19 protein-coding genes are annotated in these 21025 nt (G+C 65.2%); 13 read left to right on the top strand and 6 right to left on the bottom strand.

The features are described from left to right. The first annotated feature begins 6 nt into the window (after nt 1-6). From JQ633_RS16520 to JQ633_RS16510, 3 genes are read left to right on the top strand one after another with little or no spacing between them, the layout of a single operon-like run. Entirely contained in the window at nt 7-1464 is a 1458-nt protein-coding gene (locus tag JQ633_RS16520) for a YncE family protein (protein ID WP_211986113.1), read from the top strand. Then, nucleotides 1461-1991, top strand: a complete 531-nt coding sequence (locus JQ633_RS16515) for an RNA polymerase sigma factor (RefSeq protein WP_211986112.1) — start codon at nt 1461-1463, stop codon at nt 1989-1991. The genes JQ633_RS16520 and JQ633_RS16515 overlap by 4 nt, the downstream gene beginning before the upstream one ends. After that, the gene (locus tag JQ633_RS16510; protein ID WP_211986111.1) at nt 1988-2752 is read left to right on the top strand and encodes an anti-sigma factor family protein; all 765 of its coding nucleotides are present in this window, start codon (nt 1988-1990) and stop codon (nt 2750-2752) included. The genes JQ633_RS16515 and JQ633_RS16510 overlap by 4 nt, the downstream gene beginning before the upstream one ends. A gap of 97 nt (nt 2753-2849) precedes the next feature. Here the strand turns inward: JQ633_RS16510 and JQ633_RS16505 are convergent, their stop codons facing one another. The 3 genes from JQ633_RS16505 to JQ633_RS16495 form a co-directional block, all read right to left on the bottom strand. After that, nucleotides 2850-4094, bottom strand: a complete 1245-nt coding sequence (locus JQ633_RS16505) for an MFS transporter (protein WP_211986110.1) — start codon at nt 4092-4094, stop codon at nt 2850-2852. Between the two features lie 243 nt (nt 4095-4337). Continuing rightward, the gene (locus JQ633_RS16500) at nt 4338-5183 is read right to left on the bottom strand and encodes a CmcJ/NvfI family oxidoreductase (protein WP_211986109.1); all 846 of its coding nucleotides are present in this window, start codon (nt 5181-5183) and stop codon (nt 4338-4340) included. 349 nt (nt 5184-5532) lie between these two features. Further along, nucleotides 5533-6486, bottom strand: coding sequence for a sulfonate ABC transporter substrate-binding protein (locus JQ633_RS16495; protein WP_249159418.1), 954 nt, complete (start codon nt 6484-6486; stop codon nt 5533-5535). Between the two features lie 164 nt (nt 6487-6650). On the opposite strand from JQ633_RS16495, the gene JQ633_RS16490 reads away from it, so the two are divergent. After that, nucleotides 6651-7430, top strand: coding sequence for an SDR family oxidoreductase (locus tag JQ633_RS16490; protein ID WP_211986108.1), 780 nt, complete (start codon nt 6651-6653; stop codon nt 7428-7430). 184 nt (nt 7431-7614) lie between these two features. Here JQ633_RS16490 and JQ633_RS16485 read toward each other — a convergent pair whose 3' ends face one another. Next, the gene (locus JQ633_RS16485; protein ID WP_139481669.1) at nt 7615-7914 is read right to left on the bottom strand and encodes an HU family DNA-binding protein; all 300 of its coding nucleotides are present in this window, start codon (nt 7912-7914) and stop codon (nt 7615-7617) included. Nucleotides 7915-8335: 421 nt separating this feature from the next. Here JQ633_RS16485 and JQ633_RS16480 point away from each other — a divergent pair, with 421 nt between their 5' ends. The 5 genes from JQ633_RS16480 to JQ633_RS16460 all read left to right on the top strand — a co-directional run bounded on the left by JQ633_RS16480 (nt 8336) and on the right by JQ633_RS16460 (nt 14483). Further along, nucleotides 8336-9949, top strand: a complete 1614-nt coding sequence (locus JQ633_RS16480; RefSeq protein WP_211986107.1) for an ABC transporter substrate-binding protein — start codon at nt 8336-8338, stop codon at nt 9947-9949. Between the two features lie 223 nt (nt 9950-10172). Further along, on the top strand, nt 10173-11150 hold the full coding sequence (locus JQ633_RS16475) for an ABC transporter permease (protein WP_211986106.1): 978 nt from the start codon (nt 10173-10175) through the stop codon (nt 11148-11150). 2 nt (nt 11151-11152) lie between these two features. Next, on the top strand, nt 11153-11983 hold the full coding sequence (locus tag JQ633_RS16470) for an ABC transporter permease (RefSeq protein WP_211986105.1): 831 nt from the start codon (nt 11153-11155) through the stop codon (nt 11981-11983). Next, the gene (locus JQ633_RS16465) at nt 11980-13620 is read left to right on the top strand and encodes an ABC transporter ATP-binding protein (protein WP_211986104.1); all 1641 of its coding nucleotides are present in this window, start codon (nt 11980-11982) and stop codon (nt 13618-13620) included. Before JQ633_RS16470 ends, JQ633_RS16465 begins: the two co-directional genes overlap by 4 nt. A gap of 323 nt (nt 13621-13943) precedes the next feature. Next, nucleotides 13944-14483: a hypothetical protein gene (locus tag JQ633_RS16460; RefSeq protein ID WP_211986103.1), complete on the top strand. Its 540-nt coding sequence runs from the start codon at nt 13944-13946 to the stop codon at nt 14481-14483. 233 nt (nt 14484-14716) lie between these two features. Here the strand turns inward: JQ633_RS16460 and JQ633_RS16455 are convergent, their stop codons facing one another. After that, nucleotides 14717-16078, bottom strand: a complete 1362-nt coding sequence (locus tag JQ633_RS16455) for an NAD(P)/FAD-dependent oxidoreductase (protein WP_211986440.1) — start codon at nt 16076-16078, stop codon at nt 14717-14719. A 73-nt stretch (nt 16079-16151) separates the two neighbouring features. Between JQ633_RS16455 and JQ633_RS16450 the strand changes: the two genes are divergently transcribed. The 4 genes from JQ633_RS16450 (at nt 16152) to JQ633_RS16435 (ending at nt 20200) form a co-directional block, all read left to right on the top strand. Then, complete coding sequence (locus JQ633_RS16450; RefSeq protein ID WP_211986102.1) at nt 16152-17006, top strand: VOC family protein; 855 nt, start codon at nt 16152-16154, stop codon at nt 17004-17006. Between the two features lie 115 nt (nt 17007-17121). Next, nucleotides 17122-18444: an ABC transporter substrate-binding protein gene (locus JQ633_RS16445; protein WP_211986101.1), complete on the top strand. Its 1323-nt coding sequence runs from the start codon at nt 17122-17124 to the stop codon at nt 18442-18444. Further along, a complete protein-coding gene (locus JQ633_RS16440) occupies nt 18441-19379 on the top strand; it encodes a carbohydrate ABC transporter permease (protein WP_211986100.1) in 939 nt (312 codons plus the stop codon). The genes JQ633_RS16445 and JQ633_RS16440 overlap by 4 nt, the downstream gene beginning before the upstream one ends. After that, a complete protein-coding gene (locus tag JQ633_RS16435) occupies nt 19376-20200 on the top strand; it encodes a carbohydrate ABC transporter permease (RefSeq protein ID WP_211986099.1) in 825 nt (274 codons plus the stop codon). Before JQ633_RS16440 ends, JQ633_RS16435 begins: the two co-directional genes overlap by 4 nt. Here the strand turns inward: JQ633_RS16435 and JQ633_RS16430 are convergent. Then, nucleotides 20197-20871 (bottom strand): cysteine hydrolase family protein, encoded by a 675-nt coding sequence (locus tag JQ633_RS16430; RefSeq protein ID WP_211986098.1) that lies wholly within the window; start codon nt 20869-20871, stop codon nt 20197-20199. The genes JQ633_RS16435 and JQ633_RS16430 overlap by 4 nt on opposite strands. Nucleotides 20872-21025: the final 154 nt, after the last annotated feature.

Genomic DNA, 21025 nt, shown 5'->3' with positions numbered 1-21025 from the left:
CGACCAATGAACCGTCAATTCCTCACGACCCTGTTGGCCTCGACCGTCGCCCTGATGTCGACTGCCGCCTTCGCCGGACAGGCGCCGGGCGCGGCGTCCGCGCCCGACGTCCCGGTCAGCCATCACGATCGCGTCTACGCCGCCGAGCAGTTCTCCAACACGGTCTCGGTCACCGATCCCGTCGACAACAAGCTGCTCGGCGTCATCCGGCTCGGCGATCCGCAGCCGGGCAATTTCAGCCCGCTCTACAAGGGCCAGGTGCTGGTGCACGGCATGGGCTATTCGCCCGACCACCGCACCCTCGCCGTCGTGTCGATCGGCTCGAACTCGGTGACCTTCATCGACACCGCGACCAACACGGTCAAGCACATCACCTATGTCGGGCGCTCGCCGCATGAGGCGTTCTTCACGCCCGACGGCAAGGAGGTGTGGGTCACCGTCCGCGGCGAGAACTACATCTCGGTGATCGACCCCGTGACGTTCAAGGAGACGACGCGCATCGAGGTGCCGCCCGGGCCGGGCATGCAGATCTTCTCGCCCGACGGCAAGTACGGCTACATCTGCTCGTCGTTCAATCCGGAGACCGACGTGGTCGAGGTCGCCGACCACAAGATCGTCGCCAAGGTGAAGCAGGAGAGCCCGTTCTGCCCCAACATCGCGGCCTCGCCGGATGGCGATCAGGTCTGGTTCACGCTGAAGGACATCGGCAAGACCCAGGTGTTCAACGCCAAACCGCCCTTCAATCCGATCAAGACCATCGACACCGGACCGATCACCAACCACGTCAATTTTGCCAAGACGCCCAAGGGCACCTTCGCCTATGTGACGATCGGCGGCACCAACGAAGTCAAGGTGTTCAACACCAGCGATTTCACGCAAGTCGCGACCATTCCGGTCGGCAATCTGCCGCACGGCGTCTGGCCGTCCGGCGACGGCACGCGGATCTATGTCGGCCTCGAGAATGCCGATGCGCTCGCCGCGATCGACACCGCGACCAACAAGGTGATTGCCAATATCCCGATCGGCCAGGCGCCGCAGGCGATCGCCTATGTGCCGAACGCTGCGCCGAATCCGGACGACCGGCAGAACCTGCAGGGCCTCGGCGTCGCCGGCCAGGCCGCGCATCTCACGCTCGGACCGAAAAAGGAAGCCAAGGGCGAAAAGCCGCCGACCAGCGTTTCGCTGTTCGACCAGGGCCTGATCCAGATCCTGCAGGCTTCCGTCACCGGCCTCGAGCCGAAGCAGCATTACGTGCTGGGGCTGGCCGAGCACGCCGACGGCAGCGGCACGCTGGAGCCGCTGGCGGCCTTCATGACCAATCCCGCCGGTTCCGCGATCGTCAATGCCACTGGTCCGATCAGGCAGATCGTGCAAACCTCCGGCAAGGCCGAGCGGCGCTACCTCGTGATATCAACCGGCGAGCCCTCGAAGCCTGGTGCGGTGGTGCAGGTGCAGACACCATGAGCGACATGCTGCGCCAGATCGAACCGGTGATTCCAGCGCTCCGCCGCTACGCGCGCGCGCTGGTCCGCAATCGCGCGGCCGCGGACGATCTGGTGCAGGACTGCCTGGAGCGCGCCGTCCGGCACTGGCAGCAGCGCCGCGACGACGGCAACCCACGGCCATGGCTGTTCGCGATCCTTCATAACCTCGCCGTCAACCAGTTCCGCCGCGCGGCGACGCGCGGCAAACACGTCACGATTGATGAGGCCGGCGAGCACGAGATCGGGCAGCAAGCGGCGCAGGAGCAGAAACTGATCTATCAGGATGTGCTCGGCAAGCTCGCGAAGCTGCCCGATGAGCAGCGCGCCGTGCTGCTGCTGATCGCCGTCGAGGACCTCTCTTACGCCGAGGCCGCCAACGTGCTCAACATTCCGATCGGCACCGTGATGTCGCGCCTGTCGCGGGCGCGCGAGCGGCTGCAGCAGGAACTCGACCGGCCCGCCGACATTCCCTCAAGCAACGTCGTGCAGTTGCGGAGCAGCCCATGAGCCAACGCCCTATCGCGGAAGACGATCTGCACGCCTATGTCGACCGGGCCCTCGAGCCCGAGCGCGAAGCCGAGGTCGCCGCCTATCTGAAAGACCATCCGGATGTGGCGAAGCGCGTTGCCAATTACTCGGACCAGCGCTGCTGGCTGCGTTCTGCCCTGGCCCCCTTCGCGGAGGAGCCGCTGCCGCCGCAACTCAATCTGTCCCGGATTATCCAGGGCCAGCACCGCCGCCCCTCGTCGTTCCGCTGGGCGATCGCGGCGATGCTGATGCTCGCGATCGGCGGCATCGGTGGCTGGGTGATCCGTGGCGCGACCCAGTTGCCGGCTGGCGGCATCGCCGCACTCAGCCAGGAGGCCAGCGATTCCTACCAGGTCTACGCCTCCGATCGCACCCGGCCGGTCGAACTGCGCGACAGCACCGAGCTCGCGGCGTGGGTCTCCAGCCGATTGCGCCAGCCGGTCAAGCTGCCGGACCTGTCGAAGTCGGGCTATCGCTTCATGGGCGGACGCGTGGTGCCGACCGCGCACGGTCCCGCGGCGATGTACATGTACGACGACGACCGCGGCGACCGGCTTGTGGTGCTGACGCGTCCGATGACGTCGGACCAGAACGCGCCGATGGCCCCGCATGCGAGCGGCAATGTCGGCGGCTTCTCCTGGGCGGACGACGGCATGGGCTACAGTCTCGTCGGCCCGGGCAGCGCCGAAACATTGCGGCCACTCGCCAACGAGATCCGCAAACAGGCGCGGTCGATCTAGAGCATGATCCGGAAAAGTGCGAAGCGGTTTTCCGAAAAGATCATGCTCAAACAAAGAGCTAGAGCGCGATGACGATTCGACCAAAACTCGTCGCGCTCTAGGCCTTGGTAAAGACGAGAAACAGCACGACCCCGATCACCAGCGCGCCCGCCATGTAGAGCAGCACCGCAGCCAGCCCGAACAACGCGGCAACGCCCGCGGTGATCGATTGCATCAGCGCGGCGCCGAGGAAGAAGGCGAGATTGACCGCCGACAGCGCCTTGCCGGTATTCTGCGCATCGACCAGCTGCCGCGTCATGCCGAAGATCAACGGCTGCGCCGAGGTCGCCAGCCCGATCAGGACCAGCAGCACGAGATCATATTGCGACGGCATCACGGCGACGCCGAACAGGTCCGAGACCGGGAAATGCGGCGCGCCCGCCGCCAGCAGCGCGAGCAGCAGCGCGGCGATGGCGTGGCAGACCGCTATCATGGTGCGGCGGTGGTCGAACTTGCGATCGAAGGCGCCGATGCAGATCGGGCCGACGATCATCGCCAGCGTGAACAGGCCGAGGACGTTGCCGGCCTCGATCCGGTTTAGCGCTTTGACATCCATCAGCCACGGCCCGCCCCACAGGCCGCGGAGCGCCAGCGAGGCGCCGAGCGAGACCAGCGACAGCGCGATCAAGCCGCGCAGGCCGCGCGACAGGCCGAGCCGCAGGACCTCGGCCATCTGATGCAACGGCGATGAATCGTCGGCATGCGCGGCCGGCTGCCGCGGCACCAGCGCGAACACCGCGATCAGCACGGCGACGCCGAAGCCGACCGAGACCCAGAAGCCGGCGCGCCAGCCGAACTGATCGACCACGAAGGCGAGCGGGCTCGCCGACAGCAGCATGCCGATATTGCCGATCGACAGGATCAGGCCGGACCACAGGCCGAATTTCGCCGCCGACATCTGCTTGGCCGCCAGCGTCATCGGGCACATCAGCATGCCCGAGGTGGCGACGCCGAGCATCAGCTGCCCGAGCACGAAGCTGGCAGGGCCGGTGGCGAGTGCAGAAACCACCGTTCCGACCACGGTGCCGGCGAGCAGGCTCAGCGCCACCGGACGCACGCCAAAACGGTCCATCGCCGCGCCGACCGGCACCTGCGAGGCGGCAAACGCGAAATGATAGACCGAGGTGAGGCTCGCCAGCGCCTGCGGCGAGGTGCCGAAATCGGACGCCATCAGATCGAGGCTGATCGCCGGAATGGTGCGCAACAGCGTCGACAGCATGTGGCCGCAGGCCAATGCCAGAAGAGCAAACACCAAGGCGCGGAAACCGATCCCCGCCTCTTCCGTCGTCACCGCGCCGTCCATGAATCGTCCGTTCCCCGAGCGTCTCGGGAACGGCGTAACATTATTCGGCTGACGGTGCCAACTCGTTAGCTCCCTCTCCCCGCTCTTGCGGGGTCGAGACGAGCGAGGCTCGCTCTTAGAGGGTTGGGGTGAGGGGCTGTCTCCTCATAAATGGCGACAGTCATACGCGCGGAGACTCCCCCTCACCCGGATCGCATCTCCGATGCGATCCGACCTCTTCCCGCAAGCGGGGCGAGGTGACTTCTACTCCCTATGAAACACCAGCGTGCGCAGCTCGATGCTCTCGCGCGGCGCGGCATCGGCCGGCGTGGTCGGATCGACGAACGCCGTGTGCGGTCCAAACCGCGTGCGGCCGTCGGTGGCCGAGTCGTAGCACTTCAGCAGGATCGCCTCATCCGGCGTCATCTCGGGAATGTAGAACCAGCGGTGGTTCGGATTGTACTTCACCGAATAGGTCTCGCCGCTGCGGTTCGGATAGATTAGGTCGGAGGCGATCAGATCCTCCGGCGCGATCGTGGTGCCGTCGGCCATCGCCAGCGGTGAATCGCGCAAAGGCCCACGGATCGGCCGCCACAGATTGATGACCTGGACGCGGCCCTTCAGCAGCTCCTCGGCCTCATCGGGCAGATGTTCGAACACCCGGTTGCGGCCGGAGATATCGGTCTGGTCGACATGGACGCGGGTGGCGGGCTGCCGCGGACCGGCGCCCCTGACATCGGCGGCGCCATCGACGCGCCGGCGCACGGTGTGGTCGAAGATCAGGACGCGATCGGCCTTCAGCGTCGCCTTCAGGAAGGCCTCGACGGCCGGATAGTAGACCTTGCGAACTTCGTTGTCGTCGTAGAAATCCTTGATGAAGGTCGGATGCTTGACGAGCGCAAAGCCTTCGCGATCGAGCGAGAAGCTGTCGGCGATCAGGCGGCCGTCGAAGATCGGAACGTTGTGCGGCTCGGGCAGCGCGGTGGATTTGGGTTCGCCGGGCGGCGGATCGAAGGCGTAGGTGCGCGGCTTGCCCGGTGTCGGCGCGAGGTAGTTGACTTCAGCGGTAACAAACGGCAGCGACTCGATGCGAGTTTCTTGAAGGCCCATGGTGATCTCCCGGACTCGATTGTTCGTCTGTTTGATCTTGGCAGCGCGAGAGGACGCGGCAAGGCCGCGGCGAAAATAGCAACGTTGCGGTTTTGGATGGCCGGGAACGGAGAAAATCCTTGCCGGGCTTCGGCCAGCCGACGAATGGATGTTTTGGAGATCACGACTTCGTCAGCGATGTGCGCGCCCTCTCCACGCCCGTCGTCCTGGCGAACGCCAGGACCCATAACCACCAATCTTGATCGTGAGCGAGATCGTGGCCGCTGGCGTCGTACAACAACAGCCAAGTAGGGTAATGGGTCCTGGCCTTCGCCAGGACGACGCGGGATGTTCTGGCGCGCCTCGCCAATCACTCCGTCTTCCATTCGGCATCGAACACGTTGATCGCCTTCGGGATCAGCTTGAGGCGGGTGAAGACGTCGGCGATCTTCTGCTGCTCGGCGAGCACGGCACTGTCGACCCGCCGGGCGCCGAGCTCGGCGCGGTTGACCGAGCGCTCGATGATCTCGGCGGGAAGCCCGATCTTCGGACTGAGCTCGGCGGCATATTGCTTGCGGTTGTCCCTGATCCAGACATCGACCTCGTCGATCGCGGCCAGCACCGTCGTCAGCACTTTCGGGTTCTCCTCGGCGATGGCGCGCGAGGCGATGTAGAAGGATACGTTGGCCGCAAGCCCGGTCGCGTCCGCAACGCTGCGCGCGCCGAGGCTGGTCTCGGCCGCGGCGTAATAGGGATCCCAGATCACCCAGGCGTCGACCGCGCCGCGCTCGAACGCCGCCCGCGCATCCGCCGGCGCGAGATAGACCGGCTCGATGTCCTGATAGGTCAGCCCGTTGGCTTCCAGCGCACGCACCAGGAAGTAGTTGACGTTCGATCCCTTGTTCAGGGCGACGCGCTTCCTGCGCAGGTCGGCAATCGTCTTGATCGGGCTGTCCTTGGCAACGATGATCGCCTCGTTGCGCGGCGAGGCCGGCTCGTATCCGGCATAGACGATGCTGGCGCCGGCCGCCTGCGCGAAGATCGGCGGTGCCTCGCCGACGGGGCCGAAATCCGCAGCGCCGATGTTGAGGGATTCGAGCAGCTGCGGACCGGCCTGGAATTCGTTCCAGCTCACGGTCCAGCCGAGCGGCGCCAGCTTCTGCTCGAGGATGCCGCGCTCTTTCAGGAAGATCAGGTTGCCGCCGCCCTTCTGGTACGCGACGCGAAACACCTTGTCTCTCGCCTGCGCCGGCGGCAGCGCATTCCAGCCCACGAGCACGCCGGCGATCGCCAGCGCAAGAGTTCGACCCAGCAATTTTCGCATGCGCGCCTTCCCGTTCTGAGGACCATATCGGAGCGCAGAGCGTGTTAGATTTTGCAGATCGCAGCAATTTCAAAGATCGTTCGTTTCCGGCTCAAGCCTTTCACGCAGCATCGGCGCGGAAGAATTTCTTTGACGCCGCCCGCAACGACAACAGGGAGAGAAGCATGCAACTATCCATGAAGGACCGCGTCGCCGTGGTGACCGGCGGCAGCAAGGGCATCGGCATCGCGGTGGCGCGGCGCTTTGCGGAATCCGGCGCCAAGGTCGCGATCCTCGCTCGCGGCGCGGCCGACCTCGCCGCGGCGCGCGAGGCGCTCGCCAGGGACGGGCTCGCGGTGCGCGATTACGTCTGCGACGTCGCGAAGGCCGCCGACATCAAGGCGGCGCACGACCGGATCATCGCCGATTTCGGCAAGATCGACGTCCTCGTCAACAACGCCGGCACGGCACGCACGCTGGCGTTCGAGAGCATCAGCGACGAAGCCTGGCAGGAGGATCTCGACCTGAAGCTGTTCGCGGCGATCCGCTTCAGCCGGCTGGTCTGGGGCGGGATGAAGCAGCGCAAATGGGGCCGCATCATCAACGTGCTCAACACCTTTGCGAAGGCGCCGGCGGGCAATTCGGCGCCGACCTCGGTGTCGCGCGCGGCCGGCATGGCGCTGACCAAGGTGATGGCGAACGAGGGCGGCGAGCACAACATCCTGGTCAATGCGCTGCTGGTCGGCCTGATCATGAGCGACCAATGGGTCAAGCGCCACGCCGCGCAGTCGCCGAACATGGATTTCGAGGAATTCGCGAAGGGTCTCGCCAAGGGCACGCCGCTCGGCCGCATCGGCACGGCGGAGGAGTTCGCCAACCTCGCCTGCCTGCTCGCTTCCGAGCAGGGCTCCTACATCACCGGCACCGCGATCAATGTCGATGGCGGCCGGTCGCCGGTGGTCTAGAGCTCCGGCTCCGGTCCGCCGGAACCGGAGCTCCAGATCCTGCTTCGGCGCGTGGCTTCACACGAACCGCTGTCCACTGCGCCCGAAGACGCGCTCGCGGGCAGGCAACCTTCGGCGGGAAGCCAGGCTCAAAAGCAAACAGGCTCAAAAGCAAAAGGCCTCCGTCACCGGAGGCCTTTCTATCTTAAACCGCGTCCTTGGCGGCCTTGACCGGCCGTGCGCGGACGATCTTCCGGGCCGGCTTGGCCTTGAACATCATCTCTTCGCCCGTGAAGGGGTTGGTGCCCTTGCGCGCCTTGGTCGCAGGCTTCTTGACCACGACGAACTTGGCGAAGCCGGGAACGAGGAACACCCCGCTCTTCTTCAGCTCCTTGTGGCCGACATCGACCAGTGAGTCCAAGACGTTCTTGACGTCGCGCTTGGAGAGTTCGGTGGTGGTCGCGATCTTCTCGATCACTTGCGACTTCGACAATTGGGTAGCCATGGTTGCTCCATTGATTCTGGAGTTCGCACGATATGGCGGAAAACGCCGAAAAAAACAGGGTTTTCTGCACTCCCCACAGCAATATCGCTGTGGACAGCCTCCGAATCAGCGATTTTTACCGGGTTTTCCCAAGTCAAGGCACTTCCGACCCCTGAAATTACAGGGTTTGCGCGCCTTCGAGGCGCGCAGGAGATGCGCTTTTAGCCGAATCAGAATGCGTCACGCGCACCATCGAGCCGCGTAGCGGCGAGTTGCGCGGCGGAGCGGCGCCACTTCAGGTTTCGAAAATGATCGTCCAAAACGCCGCGCCATTTGAAAATGACTTGGGTTCGCATTCCAAGGTAACATCGGCCAAAGCCCGCCGCGCCAGCCGGCGGGCCTTTATATGAGCCTCGTTCCAGTAAGCTTTGGAGACCCGCGTATGGATCTGCCCCGCCTCGAGATCAACCGCCGCACGGCCCTTCTGACCTCGGCCGCGATCGCGGCCAACGTCATCAATCCGATGCGGGCCTTCGCGCAGGAGACCCCGCGCAAGGGCGGCGTCTTCAACGTCCATTACGGTGCCGAGCAGCGCCAGCTCAATCCGAGCATCCAGGCTTCCACGGGCGTCTACATCATCGGCGGCAAGATCCAGGAGAACCTCGTCGACCTCGACGCCAACGGCCAGCCGGTCGGCGTGCTCGCCGAGAGCTGGGAGGCGACGCCTGACGGCAAGACCGTCACCTTCAAGCTGCGCAAGGGCGTCACCTGGCACGACGGCAAGCCGTTCACGTCGGACGACGTCGCCTTCACCGCGATGAACATGTGGAAGAAGATCCTCAACTACGGCTCGACGCTGCAGCTGTTCCTGACCGCGGTCGACACCCCCGATCCGCAGACCGCGATCTTCCGCTACGAGCGGCCGATGCCGCTGAGCCTCCTGCTGCGCGCCCTGCCCGACCTTGGCTACGTCTCCGCAAAACATCTCTATGAGAGCGGCGACATCAGGCAGAACCCGACCAACCTCGCGCCGGTGGGCACCGGCCCGTTCAAGTTCGTCAAATATGAGCGCGGCCAATACATCATCGCCGACCGCAACGCCGACTATTGGCGGCCGAACGCGCCCTATCTCGACCGCATCGTCTGGAAGGTGATCACCGACCGCGCCGCCGCCGCGGCGCAGATGGAGGCCGGCGAGCTGCATTACAGCCCGTTCTCGGGGCTGACCATCTCGGACATGGCGCGGCTCGGCAAGGACAAGCGCTTCATCGTCTCGACCAAGGGCAATGAGGGCAACGCCCGCACCAACACCATCGAGTTCAACTTCCGCCGCAAGGAGCTGTCGGACATCCGCGTCCGCCGCGCCATCGCTCACGCGATCAACGTGCCGTTCTTCATCGACAACTTCCTCGGCGACTTTGCAAAACTCGGCACCGGGCCGATCCCCTCGACCTCGACCGACTTCTATCCAGGGCCAAACACGCCGCAATATCCTTATGACAAGGCCAAGGCGATCGCGCTGCTCGACGAGGCCGGCTTCAAGGCCTCCGGCGGCAACCGCTTCTCGCTGAAGCTCTTGCCGGCGCCGTGGGGCGAGGACATCTCGCTGTGGTCGACCTTCATCCAGCAGTCGCTGGGAGAAGTCGGCATCCAGGTCGACATCGTGCGCAACGACGGCGGTGGCTTCCTCAAGCAGGTCTATGACGAGCACGCCTTCGACCTCGCTACCGGCTGGCACCAGTACCGCAACGACCCCGCGGTCTCGACCACGGTGTGGTACCGCTCCGGCCAGCCAAAGGGCGCGCCGTGGACCAACCAATGGGGCTGGGAGGACAAGACCGTCGACGGCACCATCGACAACGCCCTGACCGAGCTCGACCCGGCCAAGCGCAAGGCGCTCTATGCCCAGTTCGTCAAGGAGGTAAACACCGAGCTGCCGGTCTGGATGCCGATCGAGCAGATCTTCGTCACGGTGATCACCGCGAAAGCGCGCAACCACTCCAACACCCCGCGCTGGGGCTCGACCAGCTGGCACGATCTCTGGCTGACGGCGTGAGGTGCGGCGCTGCTGACTTCCCCCTCTCCCCGTTCTTCACGGGGAGAGGGTCGGGGTGAGGGGCTCTCTCCGCCACGGCGCTCCATCGATAGACCTGTACCCCCTCACCCGGATCGCATCTGGCGATGCGATCCGACCTCTCCCCGCAAGCGGGGCGAGGTGAAGAGAAGCCGGCGCGACACGCCCCCGTGTCCACCTCGCCTGAAACCGCTATAGATACCCCATGCGCATCCTGAGCCTTGCGGGGCGGCGGCTGGCCGCCTCGATCCCGACCCTGTTCCTGATCCTGATCGGCGTATTCCTGCTGCTGCAGCTCGCGCCGGGCGACACCGTCGATGCGCTGATGGCGCAAATGGGTGGCGGCGATGCGGCGACCGCCAAGCAGCTGCGCGAGTTCTACGGCCTCGACCTCTCGGTTCCGGCGCAGCTCGCCAATTATCTGTGGCGGCTGGTGCGGCTCGATCTCGGCTTCTCCTCGATCTACGGCAAGCCGGTGGCGACCGTGATCCTGGAGCGGCTGCCGCCGACCATCCTGCTGATGACCGCCTCGCTGTCATTCGCGTTCTTCTTCGGCCTGGTGTTCGGCGTGATCGCCGCGCGCGGCGTCAATCGCTGGCCGGATACGATGATCTCGACGCTCGGCCTGATCTTCTACGCCACGCCGTCGTTCTGGTTCGGCCTGATGGCGATCGTGGTGTTCTCGGTCTATCTGCAATGGCTGCCGCCGGGCGGCTTCGAGGACATCGGAAGAGTGCAGACCGGGATCTGGCGCGTGCTCGACATCGCGGCGCACCTCGTGCTGCCGACGCTGACGCTCGGGCTGATCTTCCTTGCGATTTACCTGCGCATCATGCGCGCCTCGATGCTGGAGGTGCTGAACCTCGATTTCGTCCGCACCGCCCGCGCCAAGGGACTCGACGAGACCCACGTCATCACCCGCCACGTACTGCGCAATGCGCTGCTGCCGATGGTGACGCTGATCGGCTTGCAGGCCGGCACCATGCTCGGCGGCTCGGTCGTGGTCGAGAGCGTGTTCTCGCTGCCCGGCCTCGGCCGCCTCGCCTATGAATCGGTGGTGCAGCGCGACCTCAACACCCTGCTCGGCATCGTGTTCGTCTCCGCCCTGCTCGTCATCACCGTGAACTTCGTCGTCGACCTGCTCTACGCGCGGCTCGACCCGCGCATCGCGGCGGAGGGCTGACGATGGACGCGGTGAAACGCTACTTCCGCAGCCCTGCCGCGGTGATCGGCCTGATCCTGCTGCTGCTCGTGATCGCGATGGCGATCAGCGCCGGCCTGCTCTATCCGCGCGATCCGCTGGCACTGGCGGGCCGGCCGCTGATCTGGCCGTTCTCCAACCCGCGCTTCCTGCTCGGCACCGACAATTCCGGACGCGACATCGCCGCCCAGATCTTCTACGGCGCGCGGATCTCGCTCCTGATCGGCGGCGTCGCCACCGCGATCGCGATCCTGATCGGCATCCTGGTCGGCGCCTTCGCCGGCTATTACGGCGGCTGGGTCGACAATGTCCTGATGAGGATCACCGAGGCGTTCCAGACACTGCCGAACTTCGTGCTGCTGCTCGTTCTGGTCGCGGTATTCGGCTCGACGCTGACCACGGTGACGATCGCGGTCGGCGTCGTGTCATGGCCGGCGCCGGCGCGGCTGACCCGCGCCGAGTTCCTGTCGCTGCGCAACCGCGAATTCGTCCAGGCCGGCAAGACGCTCGGCATGAAGGACATCCAGCTCATCCTCGGCGAAATCCTGCCCAACGCGCTGCCGCCCGTGATCGTCTATGCCAGCGTGGTGATGGCCGTCGCGATCCTGCTGGAAAGCGCGCTCGCCTTCCTGCGCCTGTCCGATCCCAACGTCGCCTCCTGGGGCAACCTGATCGGGCTCGGCCGCGATGTGCTGCGGGTGCAGTGGTACGTCTCGGCGATCCCTGGCATTGCGATCCTCGTCACCGTGCTCGCGGTGTCGCTGGTCGGCCAGGGGCTGAACGACGCGCTCAATCCGAGGCTGAAGAGCCGATGAACGAGACCGTCCTTTCGCTCGACGGCCTGACCGTGCGCCTGCCCCGAGGCGCGGACCGGCCGCATGCGCTGGCCGATGTCTCGCTGTCGGTTGCCTCCAATGAGATCCTCTGCGTTGTCGGCGAATCCGGCTCCGGCAAGTCGATGATGGCCAACGCCATCATGCGGCTGCTGCCGAACGAGGTCAGCATCGAACGCGGCCGGATGATGTTCGACGGCCGCGACCTCTGCGCCGCCGATCCGGCCGAGATGCGCGAGGTGCGCGGCGCCGGCATCGCGATGATCTTCCAGGAGCCGATGACCGCGCTCAATCCGCTGCGCACCATCGGCGACCAGATCGGCGAGATGTTTGCGATCCACACAAAGCTCTCGAAGGCCGAGATCGCAGCACGGGTGCAGGCCCTGCTCGAGGACGTCCGCATTCCCGATCCCAAATCCGCCGCAAAGGCCTATCCGCACGAGCTCTCCGGCGGCCAGCGCCAGCGCGCCATGATCGCGATGGCGCTGGCGCTCGATCCAAAACTGCTGATCGCGGACGAGCCGACGACTGCGCTCGACGTCACCACGCAGGCGCAGATCCTGAAACTGATCCGCGACCTGCAGCAGCGCAAGAAGACCGCGGTGCTGTTCATCACCCATGATTTCGGCGTGGTCGCCGAGATCGCCGACCGCGTCGTGGTGATGCAGCACGGCGCGATCGTCGAGCAGGGCGCGGCCGACAAGGTGCTGAACGATCCGCAGCACGCTTACACCAAACAGCTGATCGCTGCCGTGCCACCGCTGAAGGCACCGCCGCCGCGCCTGCTGTCCGGCAAGGACATCCTGACCATCGACGGTGTCTCGAAGACCTACCGCACCGGCGGTTTCCTCGGCCGCGGCGCGCGCGTGACGGAGGCGGTGAAGAACGTCTCGCTGCATCTGCCGCGCGGCGCGACACTCGGCATCGTCGGCGAGTCAGGTTCGGGCAAATCGACGCTGGCGCGCTGCATCGTCCGGCTGATCGATCCCGACACCGGCTCGATCCTGCTCGACGGCAAGGATTGGGCGAAGCTGTCGCGCGACGACGTCAGGCGCGAGACCCGCCATATCCAGATGGTGTTCCAGGATCCGTTCGCCTCGCTCAACCCGCGCCGTAAGGCCGCCGAGCTGGTCGCGCAGGGGCCGATCGTGCACGGCACCGAGCGCGCGGAAGCCGTCGCGGAGGCGCGAAAGCTGTTCGAACTGGTCGGCCTCGACCCTTCCGCCGGCGATCGCTACCCGCACGAATTCTCCGGCGGCCAGCGCCAGCGTATCGGCCTCGCCCGCGCGCTGGCGCTGAAGCCTGACGTGCTGGTCGCCGACGAGCCGGTCTCGGCACTCGACGTTTCGGTGCAGGCACAGGTGTTGAAGTTGCTGGCCGGGCTGCGGCAGCAGCTTGGCCTCTCCATCATCTTCATCACCCACGATCTGCGCGTCGCCGCGCAGATCTGCGACCTCGTCGCCGTAATGAAGGATGGCGTCGTGGTCGAGCAAGGCATCACAGCCGAGGTGTTCGGCAACCCGCAGCATCCCTACACGCAGGCGCTGCTGGCAGCGATCCCCGGCGGCGACTTCACCCGCAAGCGCGACGCGGCACCCACGTCATCGACACATATTTGAGAGCGCACGCCGTGTGGCCACCCCTCTCCCTATCCCTCCCCCGCAAGGGGAGAGGGAACTCATCCGTCGGTGGCTCCATGACGGTGCAATGCTTCAACTGTGTGTCGTCGCCGTGAGGCGAGCACGCTAGGGCGTGTACTCATAAATCCGGAATCGTCCGCTCCCTGGGCTAGCGCAGACATGCTTCTCACCGGCCGGGAACGTCTGCAAATGACCCTAAGCGGACGTTGCAACCAGAACCCCAACGTGGAAGGCTGCTGAGAGCGGAACGCCGGACTGCTCCCTGCGTACGATTGCGGCAGTGCGATGAGGAGGAGCGCGACATGAAACACGGCATTACCCTGATGGGCGCGATTGTTGCCTTGTGCAGTTTGACAGCATCGCATGCGGAAGATGCACGCGAGAGCGATCCTGTCGAAGTTACGAGAGCGTTTTTGGGAGCTTGGGCTGCAAGTAGCGTAGATGACCTTATGGGGTTTATGGCCAAAGACGCGGTCGTGGTGGGCAGCAGCGGAGCGAAGTATGCTGACGAGGTGTCGGTGCGCCAAGTTATTGGTCGTCTTAAGGGTTTGCAGAATCGTGAGTATGAAGTGCGGCTGGACGGCGACAGGGTAGTTGCTCACGGCAAGACCTGGGGCTATGTCCCATACGTCGATCTGGGCGTCGAACCCGGCGAATGGGACAGTTCGACTTTGGTCAAGAACGGACGCATCGTTTATTACGAGTGGCATTACACGCCGGAATTCAACGCGCGGCTTGAGCAAGCCTGTCTCCGAAGACCAGACACATTGTTTGGGAGCGTGCGGTGCCTGGATTTCGCAGCACGAGCCAAGGCACACACGGAGAGCGCGCAGCGCAAATGATCCGTATGGTGTCCGCTTGTGGGCCTTAGCGGACATGCCTTGATCCGCGTCTGATGTCCGTTTTCGAAGCCTAACCGAACATCACCTGTCCTGCCGCGAATGCCGTTTTATGAGTACCCGCCCTAGTCAGGCTCCCTCTCCCTTGCGGGACAGGGTTGGGGAGAGAGGTAGGCTCCGGGCGAGATGATGGATGAGAGCACTGCGCTCACAATCTCGCCTGCCTGCAAGAAGCGCTAGCGACGCGAAGCGAGCAGACGCTCGGCCCAGCGCAGCAGCTCGAAATTATCGCCGCCGGAAAGCTCCTGCGCGTCGCGGCGGCGGTACAGCACGAGCATCCACGGCGCGAGCTTGCGCAACAGACCGTGCGCCATGTACTGCACCGGCGCGCTGAACGGCAGCGCCAGCTCGCTCTCCGGCACGCCCTGCACTGCCCTGGCGAGTTCGCGGCCGAGTGGCATGGTCAGCGCGACGGCGCGGCCGTTGCAGCCGGTCCAGCCGTAGGCGTTCGGCCCCAGCAGGTGGATGCGCGGCAGGAAATCCGCCGTCATCCCGACATAGCCGTTCCAGACATAGTCGAACTGAACGTCGCCGATCTGCGGCCAAAGCCGCTGCAAACGCTCGGTCACGCTCGCCTTGATCCGTCCGACCTTGTTGCCGGGGCCGAGCACGGCGCCGCCGGTGACCAGACGATTGCGGGCGTCGTAGCGCGCGAAATACAGCTCGCCATGGGTGTCCGACATCGCCTGCCGGCCGGGGATGATGGTCTTGCGGACATTGTCCGACAGCGGCTGCGTCGACATCTGCCACGACAGCACCGGCATCACCTCGGTCGCGATCTCCGGCACCAGCGATTTCGCGAACTCGCCGCTATAGGCATTGGTCGCCACCACCAGCGCGCGGCCGGAGATCTCGCCCTTCTCCGTCTTCACCACCCATCTGTCGCCGCGACGCTCGAAACTCAGCGCGGGCGAGCGCCCGTAGATGCGCGCGCCGAGACCGAGCACGGTGCGCGCAAGACCGCGCGCCAGCGCCAGCGGGTTGATGTGGCCGCCGGTGCTGTTCCAGAAGCCGCCGTACCAGGCGTCCGAGCCGAGCATGTCGCCGACCTGCTCGCGCGACAGCAGCTCCACCGGTGCGCCGAATTTCGACCATTGCCGCACCCGTCGCTCCGCGATCTTGATGCGGCCCGGCGAATGCACCGGCTGCACCCAGCCGGCCTGCTCGTGCTCGGCGTCGATGTTGTAGCGCCTGACGACGTCGAACAGATACGAGGCGCTGTCGCGCAGCATCGCCACGAAGCGCTCGCCGGCCGCGCCGTGCTTCGCGATGATGTCCTCCGGATCCGGCCGCGACAGCGTCGGGATCACCTGCCCGTTGTTGCGGCCCGACGCGCCCCAGCCCGGCTCGGCAGCCTCGACGATCGCGACATCGACATTGGCCTCGCGCAGATGCAGCGCGGTCGACAGCCCGGTGAAGCCGCCGCCGATGATGACGACATCGGCCTGCTGCGCGCCGGTCAGCTCGGGGCAATCGGGGCCTTTAGGCGTCACAGCCGCCCAGAGCGAAGGAGGCCAGCGTACGGCATTGCTGTCCATCATGTTCCTTTCTTGCGGGCAGCTGATCGATCTGGTTAGCTTTACTCCCTTATTCCAGCCGGGAAGACAAGAAGTGGCACTCAAGAACGTCATCGGAATCGACCACGCCGTGGTCATGGTGAAGGACCTCGACAAGGCCGCCGAGAACTACAAGCGGCTCGGCTTCACGGTGTCGCCGCGCGGCACCCACAGCGCGCATATGGGTTCGGGCAACTACACCATCATGTTCGACCCGGACTACATGGAATTGCTCGGCGTGCTGACGCCGACAGAACATAATGCTCCGGCGCGCGCCTTCCTGGAGAAGCGCGGCGAAGGCATCGAGCGGATTGCGTTCACTGCGGTGGATTCCGCTAAAGGTGCTGAAGAGATCAGCGCCCGCGGCTACACGCCGATTGGGCCGACGGACTTCGAGCGCCCGGTCACGATGCCCGACGGCACGATCTCCGCGGCAAAATTCCGCACCTTCCAGTGGCCGACCGCCGAGGCGCCGGGCGGCGTCCGTATCTTCGCCTGCCAGCACAAGACGCGCGAGACGGTGTGGATCCCCGAGCTGATGACGCACGCCAATGGGGCAAAACGCCTCAGGCAGGTGCTGATCGTCTCGCCTGATCCGGCAACCGACGCCGCGCATCTGTCGAAGATGATCGACGTCGCCGTTCGGAACGAGGCAGACGGCGCTATTGCGGTGCCGTCAGGCGGTGACCGCGCCGACTTCGTCTTCCTGAGCAGGGATCAGCTCGGCAAGCGCTACCCGGGCGTGTCGCTGGCAGGCCTGCCGGAGCGCGGCGGCGCCGGCCTCGTGATTGCCGCCGATCTCGCCAAGAGCGAGCAGGCGCTGGGTGCGACCGGCGTGAAGAGCGGCAGCAGCATCTGCGTGCCGCCGGCCGCCGGCAACGGCACCCTGCTCGCCTTCGTCAAGGCATAGCTGCCATTCTGCGCGGCTCCGCGTTATGCAGCGGCGCCGCGCAGGTTGGGACTAGGCAGACGGAGTTCAAACGCTAGTATCTCTCCCAAACAAAAACCGTCCCAGGGAGAGAAATATGTCGCATCACCTGATCTCGCGCCGCCAGATGCTGGCCGGCACGGCGGCCGCCGGCGCGGTCGCATTGAGCGGATTTCCGGCCCGCGCCGAGGTGAACTGGAAGAAATATTCCGGCACCACGCTCGAGGTCAGCCTCGCCAAGGGACCACGCGGCGACAACCTGCAAAAATACATCAAGGAATTCACCGAACTGACCGGCATCAAGGTCGAGTCGGAGCAGGTCCCGGAGCAGCAGCAGCGGCAGAAATGCGTGATCGAGCTGTCGTCGGGCAAGCCGAGCTTCGACGTCGTCCATCTCAGCTACCACGTGCAGAAGCGGCAGTTCGAGAAGGCGGGCTGGCTCGCCGACATGTCGGGTTTTCTCAAGGACCCGAGCATGACGCTGCCTGACCTCGTCGAGAATGATTTCTCGGCAGCCGGCCTGCAATATGCGCGCAACGACAAGGGCCAGATGCTGTCGCTGCCGTGGTCGGTCGACTATTTCATCCTCTACTACAACAAGGAGCTGTTCCAGAAGAAGGGCGTCGAGGTGCCCAAGACGCTGGACGAAATGGCGGTCGCCGCCGAGAAGCTGACCGATCCGAAGGAAGGCATCTACGGCTTCGTCGGCCGTGGCCTGCGCAACGCCAATATGGCGATGTGGACCAACTTCTACCTCAACTACGGCGGCGAATTCCTCGATGCCAAGGGCAACATCCTCACCGACGGCCCCGAGGCGGTCGAAGCGACCAAGCTGTACCAGCGCCTCTTGACCAAGTGCGCGCCGCCCGGCGTCGCCGGCTTCAACTGGATGGAATCGATGGCCTCCTTCACGCAAGGACGGTCCGCGATGTGGATCGATGCCGACGGCTGGGCGCCGCCGCTGGAAGACCCGAACGCCTCGCGCATCGTCGGCAAGGTCGGCTACACGCTGGTGCCGGCCGGCCCCAAGGGCAAATTCTCCTCGACCTATGGCGACGGCATCGGCATCGCCGCCGCGAGCAAGAACAAGGAGGCCGCCTATCTGCTCTGCCAATGGGTGGTTTCGAAGGGCCAGGGCGGACGGCTGCTGCAGGCCGGCGGCGGCGTGCCGTTCCGCAACTCGGTGGTCGACGATGCCGAGATCAAGAAGGGCGTGAAGACCCAGGAATGGCTGCAATCGGTCATCGACTCCGCGAAGATCTCCAAGCTCGGCCTGCCCGTCATTATCCCGGTTGCCGAATTCCGCGACATCGTCGGTGCGGCGCTGACCGCGACGCTCTCCGGCGCCGATCCCGCCACCGAGCTGAAGAAGGCGCACGAGCAGTTCCGCCCGATCCTGGAGCGTAGCGAAAAAGCGTGAGCGCAGTAACCGAAGCCTCTCCGGTGACGGCGCAAGACGCCGCGCCGGAGCGTGAATGGCGTCCGCCGTCCTACTGGCCGTTCGTGATCCCGGCGCTCGTCGTGGTGCTGGCCGTGATCATCTTCCCGTGGGTGTTCACGATCTGGATGAGCTTCAACGAATGGAAGGTGGGTTCGCCCACCACCTTCGTCGGCCTCGCCAATTATCTGCGGCTGCCGACCGACCCGCGTTTCGTCGAGGCGGTCGGGCATACCTTGTCCTACACCGCGCTGTCGGTGGTGCTGCCGCTGGTGTTCGGCACGCTGGCGGCGGTGGTGTTTCACCAGAAGTTCGCCGCGCGCGGATTCCTGCGCGGCATCTTCATCATGCCGATGATGGCAACGCCCGTCGCGATCGCGCTGGTGTGGACCATGATGTTCCACCCGCAGCTCGGCGTGCTGAACTATCTGTTGTCGCTGGTCGGCCTGCCGCCGCAGCTCTGGGTGTTCAACCCGACCACCGTCATCCCCTCGCTGGTGCTGGTCGAGACCTGGCAGTGGACGCCGCTGGTGATGCTGATCGTGCTCGGCGGCCTGGCTGCGATTCCGACCGAGCCCTATGAGAGCGCGCAGATCGACGGCGCCAATTTCTGGCAGGTGTTCCGCTTCATCACGCTGCCGCTGATCATGCCGTTCCTGTTCATCGCCGGCATGATCCGGATGATCGACGCGGTGAAGAGCTTCGACATCATCTTCGCGATCACGCAAGGCGGACCGGGTTCGGCGTCGGAGACCATCAACGTCTATCTCTACAGCGTCGCCTTCGTCTATTACGACCTCGGCTACGGCTCGGCGATCGCGGTGGTGTTCTTCCTCCTGATCGTCGCGCTCGCCGCGCTGCTGCTCTACATGCGCAAGCGGATGCTGTGGACCTCCGAGCTCGGAGGTGGCGCATGAATCCGCGTCAGATTCTCGGCCAGATCGGGCTGTGGCTGTCGGTGCTGGTCATCGTTTCGCCGGCGATCCTGTTCTTCCTCTGGATGGCCTCGCTGTCGCTCAAGTTCGAGATCGACAATGCCGCCTACCCGCCGGTGTTTTTCCCCGAGCACATCGCCTGGAAGAACTATGCCGACGTGTTCGCGTCCAACCGCTTCCTGACATACTTCACCAACAGCCTGATCGTCACCGGTGCTGCCACCGGCCTCGCCATGCTTGTCGGCGTGCCCGCCGGCTACGGCATCGCACGGATGGCGGCGCATAAATCCGCGGTGGTGATCCTGATCGCGCGCATCACGCCGGGCCTGTCGTATTTGATCCCGCTGTTCCTGCTGTTCCAGTGGCTCGGCCTGCTCGGCACCCTGGTGCCGCAGATCATCATCCATCTCGTGGTCACGGTGCCGATCGTGATCTGGATCATGATCGGCTATTTCGAGACCACGCCGCTGGAGCTGGAGGAAGCCGCGCTGATCGACGGCGCAACGCGCTGGCAGGTGTTCCGCCATGTCGCGCTGCCGATCGCCAAGCCGGGCCTCGCGGTCGCGCTCATCCTCGCGGTGATCTTCTCCTGGAATAATTTCGTGTTCGGCATCGTGCTGGCCGGACGCGAGACCCGCACGCTGCCGGTCGCGGTCTACAACATGATCTCATTCGACCAGCTGAGCTGGGGCCCCCTCGCCGCCGCCGCGCTGATCGTGACCGCGCCGGTGCTGCTGCTCACCGTGCTGGCGCAGCGGCAGATCGTGGCGGGACTGACGGCGGGCGCGGTGAAGGGCGGTTAGGCGCCGAGCGCCTTCAGCACCGCGGCTGAATCGGTGACCCAGCCGAAAATGCCGCCCTGGGCCTTGATCATCTTCAGGCCCATCTCGTGGAATTCCGGAAAGTAGGAGGCGCAGCCGTCGCCGATCACGACGCAGCGATAGCCGCGGTCGTTGGCCTCGCGCACCGTGGTGTTGACGCAGACCTCGGTGGTGACGCCGCACACCAGCAGGTTCTCGATGCCGTATTTTTGCAGGATGTCGCCGAATTCGGTGGCGTAGAACGCGCCCTTGCCGGGCTTGTCGATCACGATCTCGCTCTCGAGCGGGTAGAGCGCGGGGACGATGTCGTGCCCCGCCTCGCCGCGGATCAGGATCCGTCCCATCGGCCCGGGATCGCCGATCCGAAGCGACGGCGCGCCGCGTTCGACTTTTGCGGGCGGCGCGTCGGAGAGATCGGGCAGATGGCCCTCGCGGGTGTGGATCACGAGCAGCCCGGCGTCGCGCACCGCCGCGAGCACCGCAGCGATCGGCTGCACCGCCCGGGCGAGCTGGCTCACGTCATTGCCGAGCGTCTCGCCGAAGCCGCCGGGCTCGAGGAAATCGCGCTGCATGTCGATGATGACGAGCGCGGTCCGGCTCCAGTCGAGCGTGATCGGCTCCGGCTCCGCCGCGATCGTGCCTGTGTTCGCCATGATGTCCCCTGCGCGCTGCGGGGTCAGTAAAGCAAGCGATGTGCCAGCGTACAATCCGGGCCATAGTCCGTAGGGTGGGCAAAGGAGCGTAGCGACGTGCCCACCATCCACGACCTGCTCGTGATGGTGGGCACGCTCGCGCTTTGCCCACCCT

It is taken from the genome of Bradyrhizobium tropiciagri, assembly GCF_018130505.1.
Lineage (GTDB): Bacteria > Pseudomonadota > Alphaproteobacteria > Rhizobiales > Xanthobacteraceae > Bradyrhizobium > Bradyrhizobium tropiciagri_B.
The sequence above is the reverse complement of the archived record's forward strand: the minus strand, read 5'-3'. Positions and strand labels throughout refer to the sequence as shown.

Excerpts from the sequence above, each read along its gene's own strand:
- JQ633_RS16430 (WP_211986098.1), bottom strand. The coding sequence starts at position 20,871 with ATGGCGAACACAGGCACGATCGCGGCGGAGCCGGAGCCGATCACGCTC.
- JQ633_RS16435 (WP_211986099.1), top strand. The coding sequence starts at position 19,376 with ATGAATCCGCGTCAGATTCTCGGCCAGATCGGGCTGTGGCTGTCGGTG.
- JQ633_RS16470 (WP_211986105.1), top strand. The coding sequence starts at position 11,153 with ATGGACGCGGTGAAACGCTACTTCCGCAGCCCTGCCGCGGTGATCGGC.
- JQ633_RS16520 (WP_211986113.1), top strand. The coding sequence starts at position 7 with ATGAACCGTCAATTCCTCACGACCCTGTTGGCCTCGACCGTCGCCCTG.
- JQ633_RS16490 (WP_211986108.1), top strand. The coding sequence starts at position 6,651 with ATGCAACTATCCATGAAGGACCGCGTCGCCGTGGTGACCGGCGGCAGC.
- JQ633_RS16445 (WP_211986101.1), top strand. The coding sequence starts at position 17,122 with ATGTCGCATCACCTGATCTCGCGCCGCCAGATGCTGGCCGGCACGGCG.
- JQ633_RS16475 (WP_211986106.1), top strand. The coding sequence starts at position 10,173 with ATGCGCATCCTGAGCCTTGCGGGGCGGCGGCTGGCCGCCTCGATCCCG.
- JQ633_RS16510 (WP_211986111.1), top strand. The coding sequence starts at position 1,988 with ATGAGCCAACGCCCTATCGCGGAAGACGATCTGCACGCCTATGTCGAC.
- JQ633_RS16485 (WP_139481669.1), bottom strand. The coding sequence starts at position 7,914 with ATGGCTACCCAATTGTCGAAGTCGCAAGTGATCGAGAAGATCGCGACC.
- JQ633_RS16455 (WP_211986440.1), bottom strand. The coding sequence starts at position 16,078 with ATGGACAGCAATGCCGTACGCTGGCCTCCTTCGCTCTGGGCGGCTGTG.
- JQ633_RS16465 (WP_211986104.1), top strand. The coding sequence starts at position 11,980 with ATGAACGAGACCGTCCTTTCGCTCGACGGCCTGACCGTGCGCCTGCCC.
- JQ633_RS16505 (WP_211986110.1), bottom strand. The coding sequence starts at position 4,094 with ATGGACGGCGCGGTGACGACGGAAGAGGCGGGGATCGGTTTCCGCGCC.
- JQ633_RS16480 (WP_211986107.1), top strand. The coding sequence starts at position 8,336 with ATGGATCTGCCCCGCCTCGAGATCAACCGCCGCACGGCCCTTCTGACC.
- JQ633_RS16515 (WP_211986112.1), top strand. The coding sequence starts at position 1,461 with ATGAGCGACATGCTGCGCCAGATCGAACCGGTGATTCCAGCGCTCCGC.
- JQ633_RS16495 (WP_249159418.1), bottom strand. The coding sequence starts at position 6,486 with ATGCGAAAATTGCTGGGTCGAACTCTTGCGCTGGCGATCGCCGGCGTG.
- JQ633_RS16500 (WP_211986109.1), bottom strand. The coding sequence starts at position 5,183 with ATGGGCCTTCAAGAAACTCGCATCGAGTCGCTGCCGTTTGTTACCGCT.
- JQ633_RS16460 (WP_211986103.1), top strand. The coding sequence starts at position 13,944 with ATGAAACACGGCATTACCCTGATGGGCGCGATTGTTGCCTTGTGCAGT.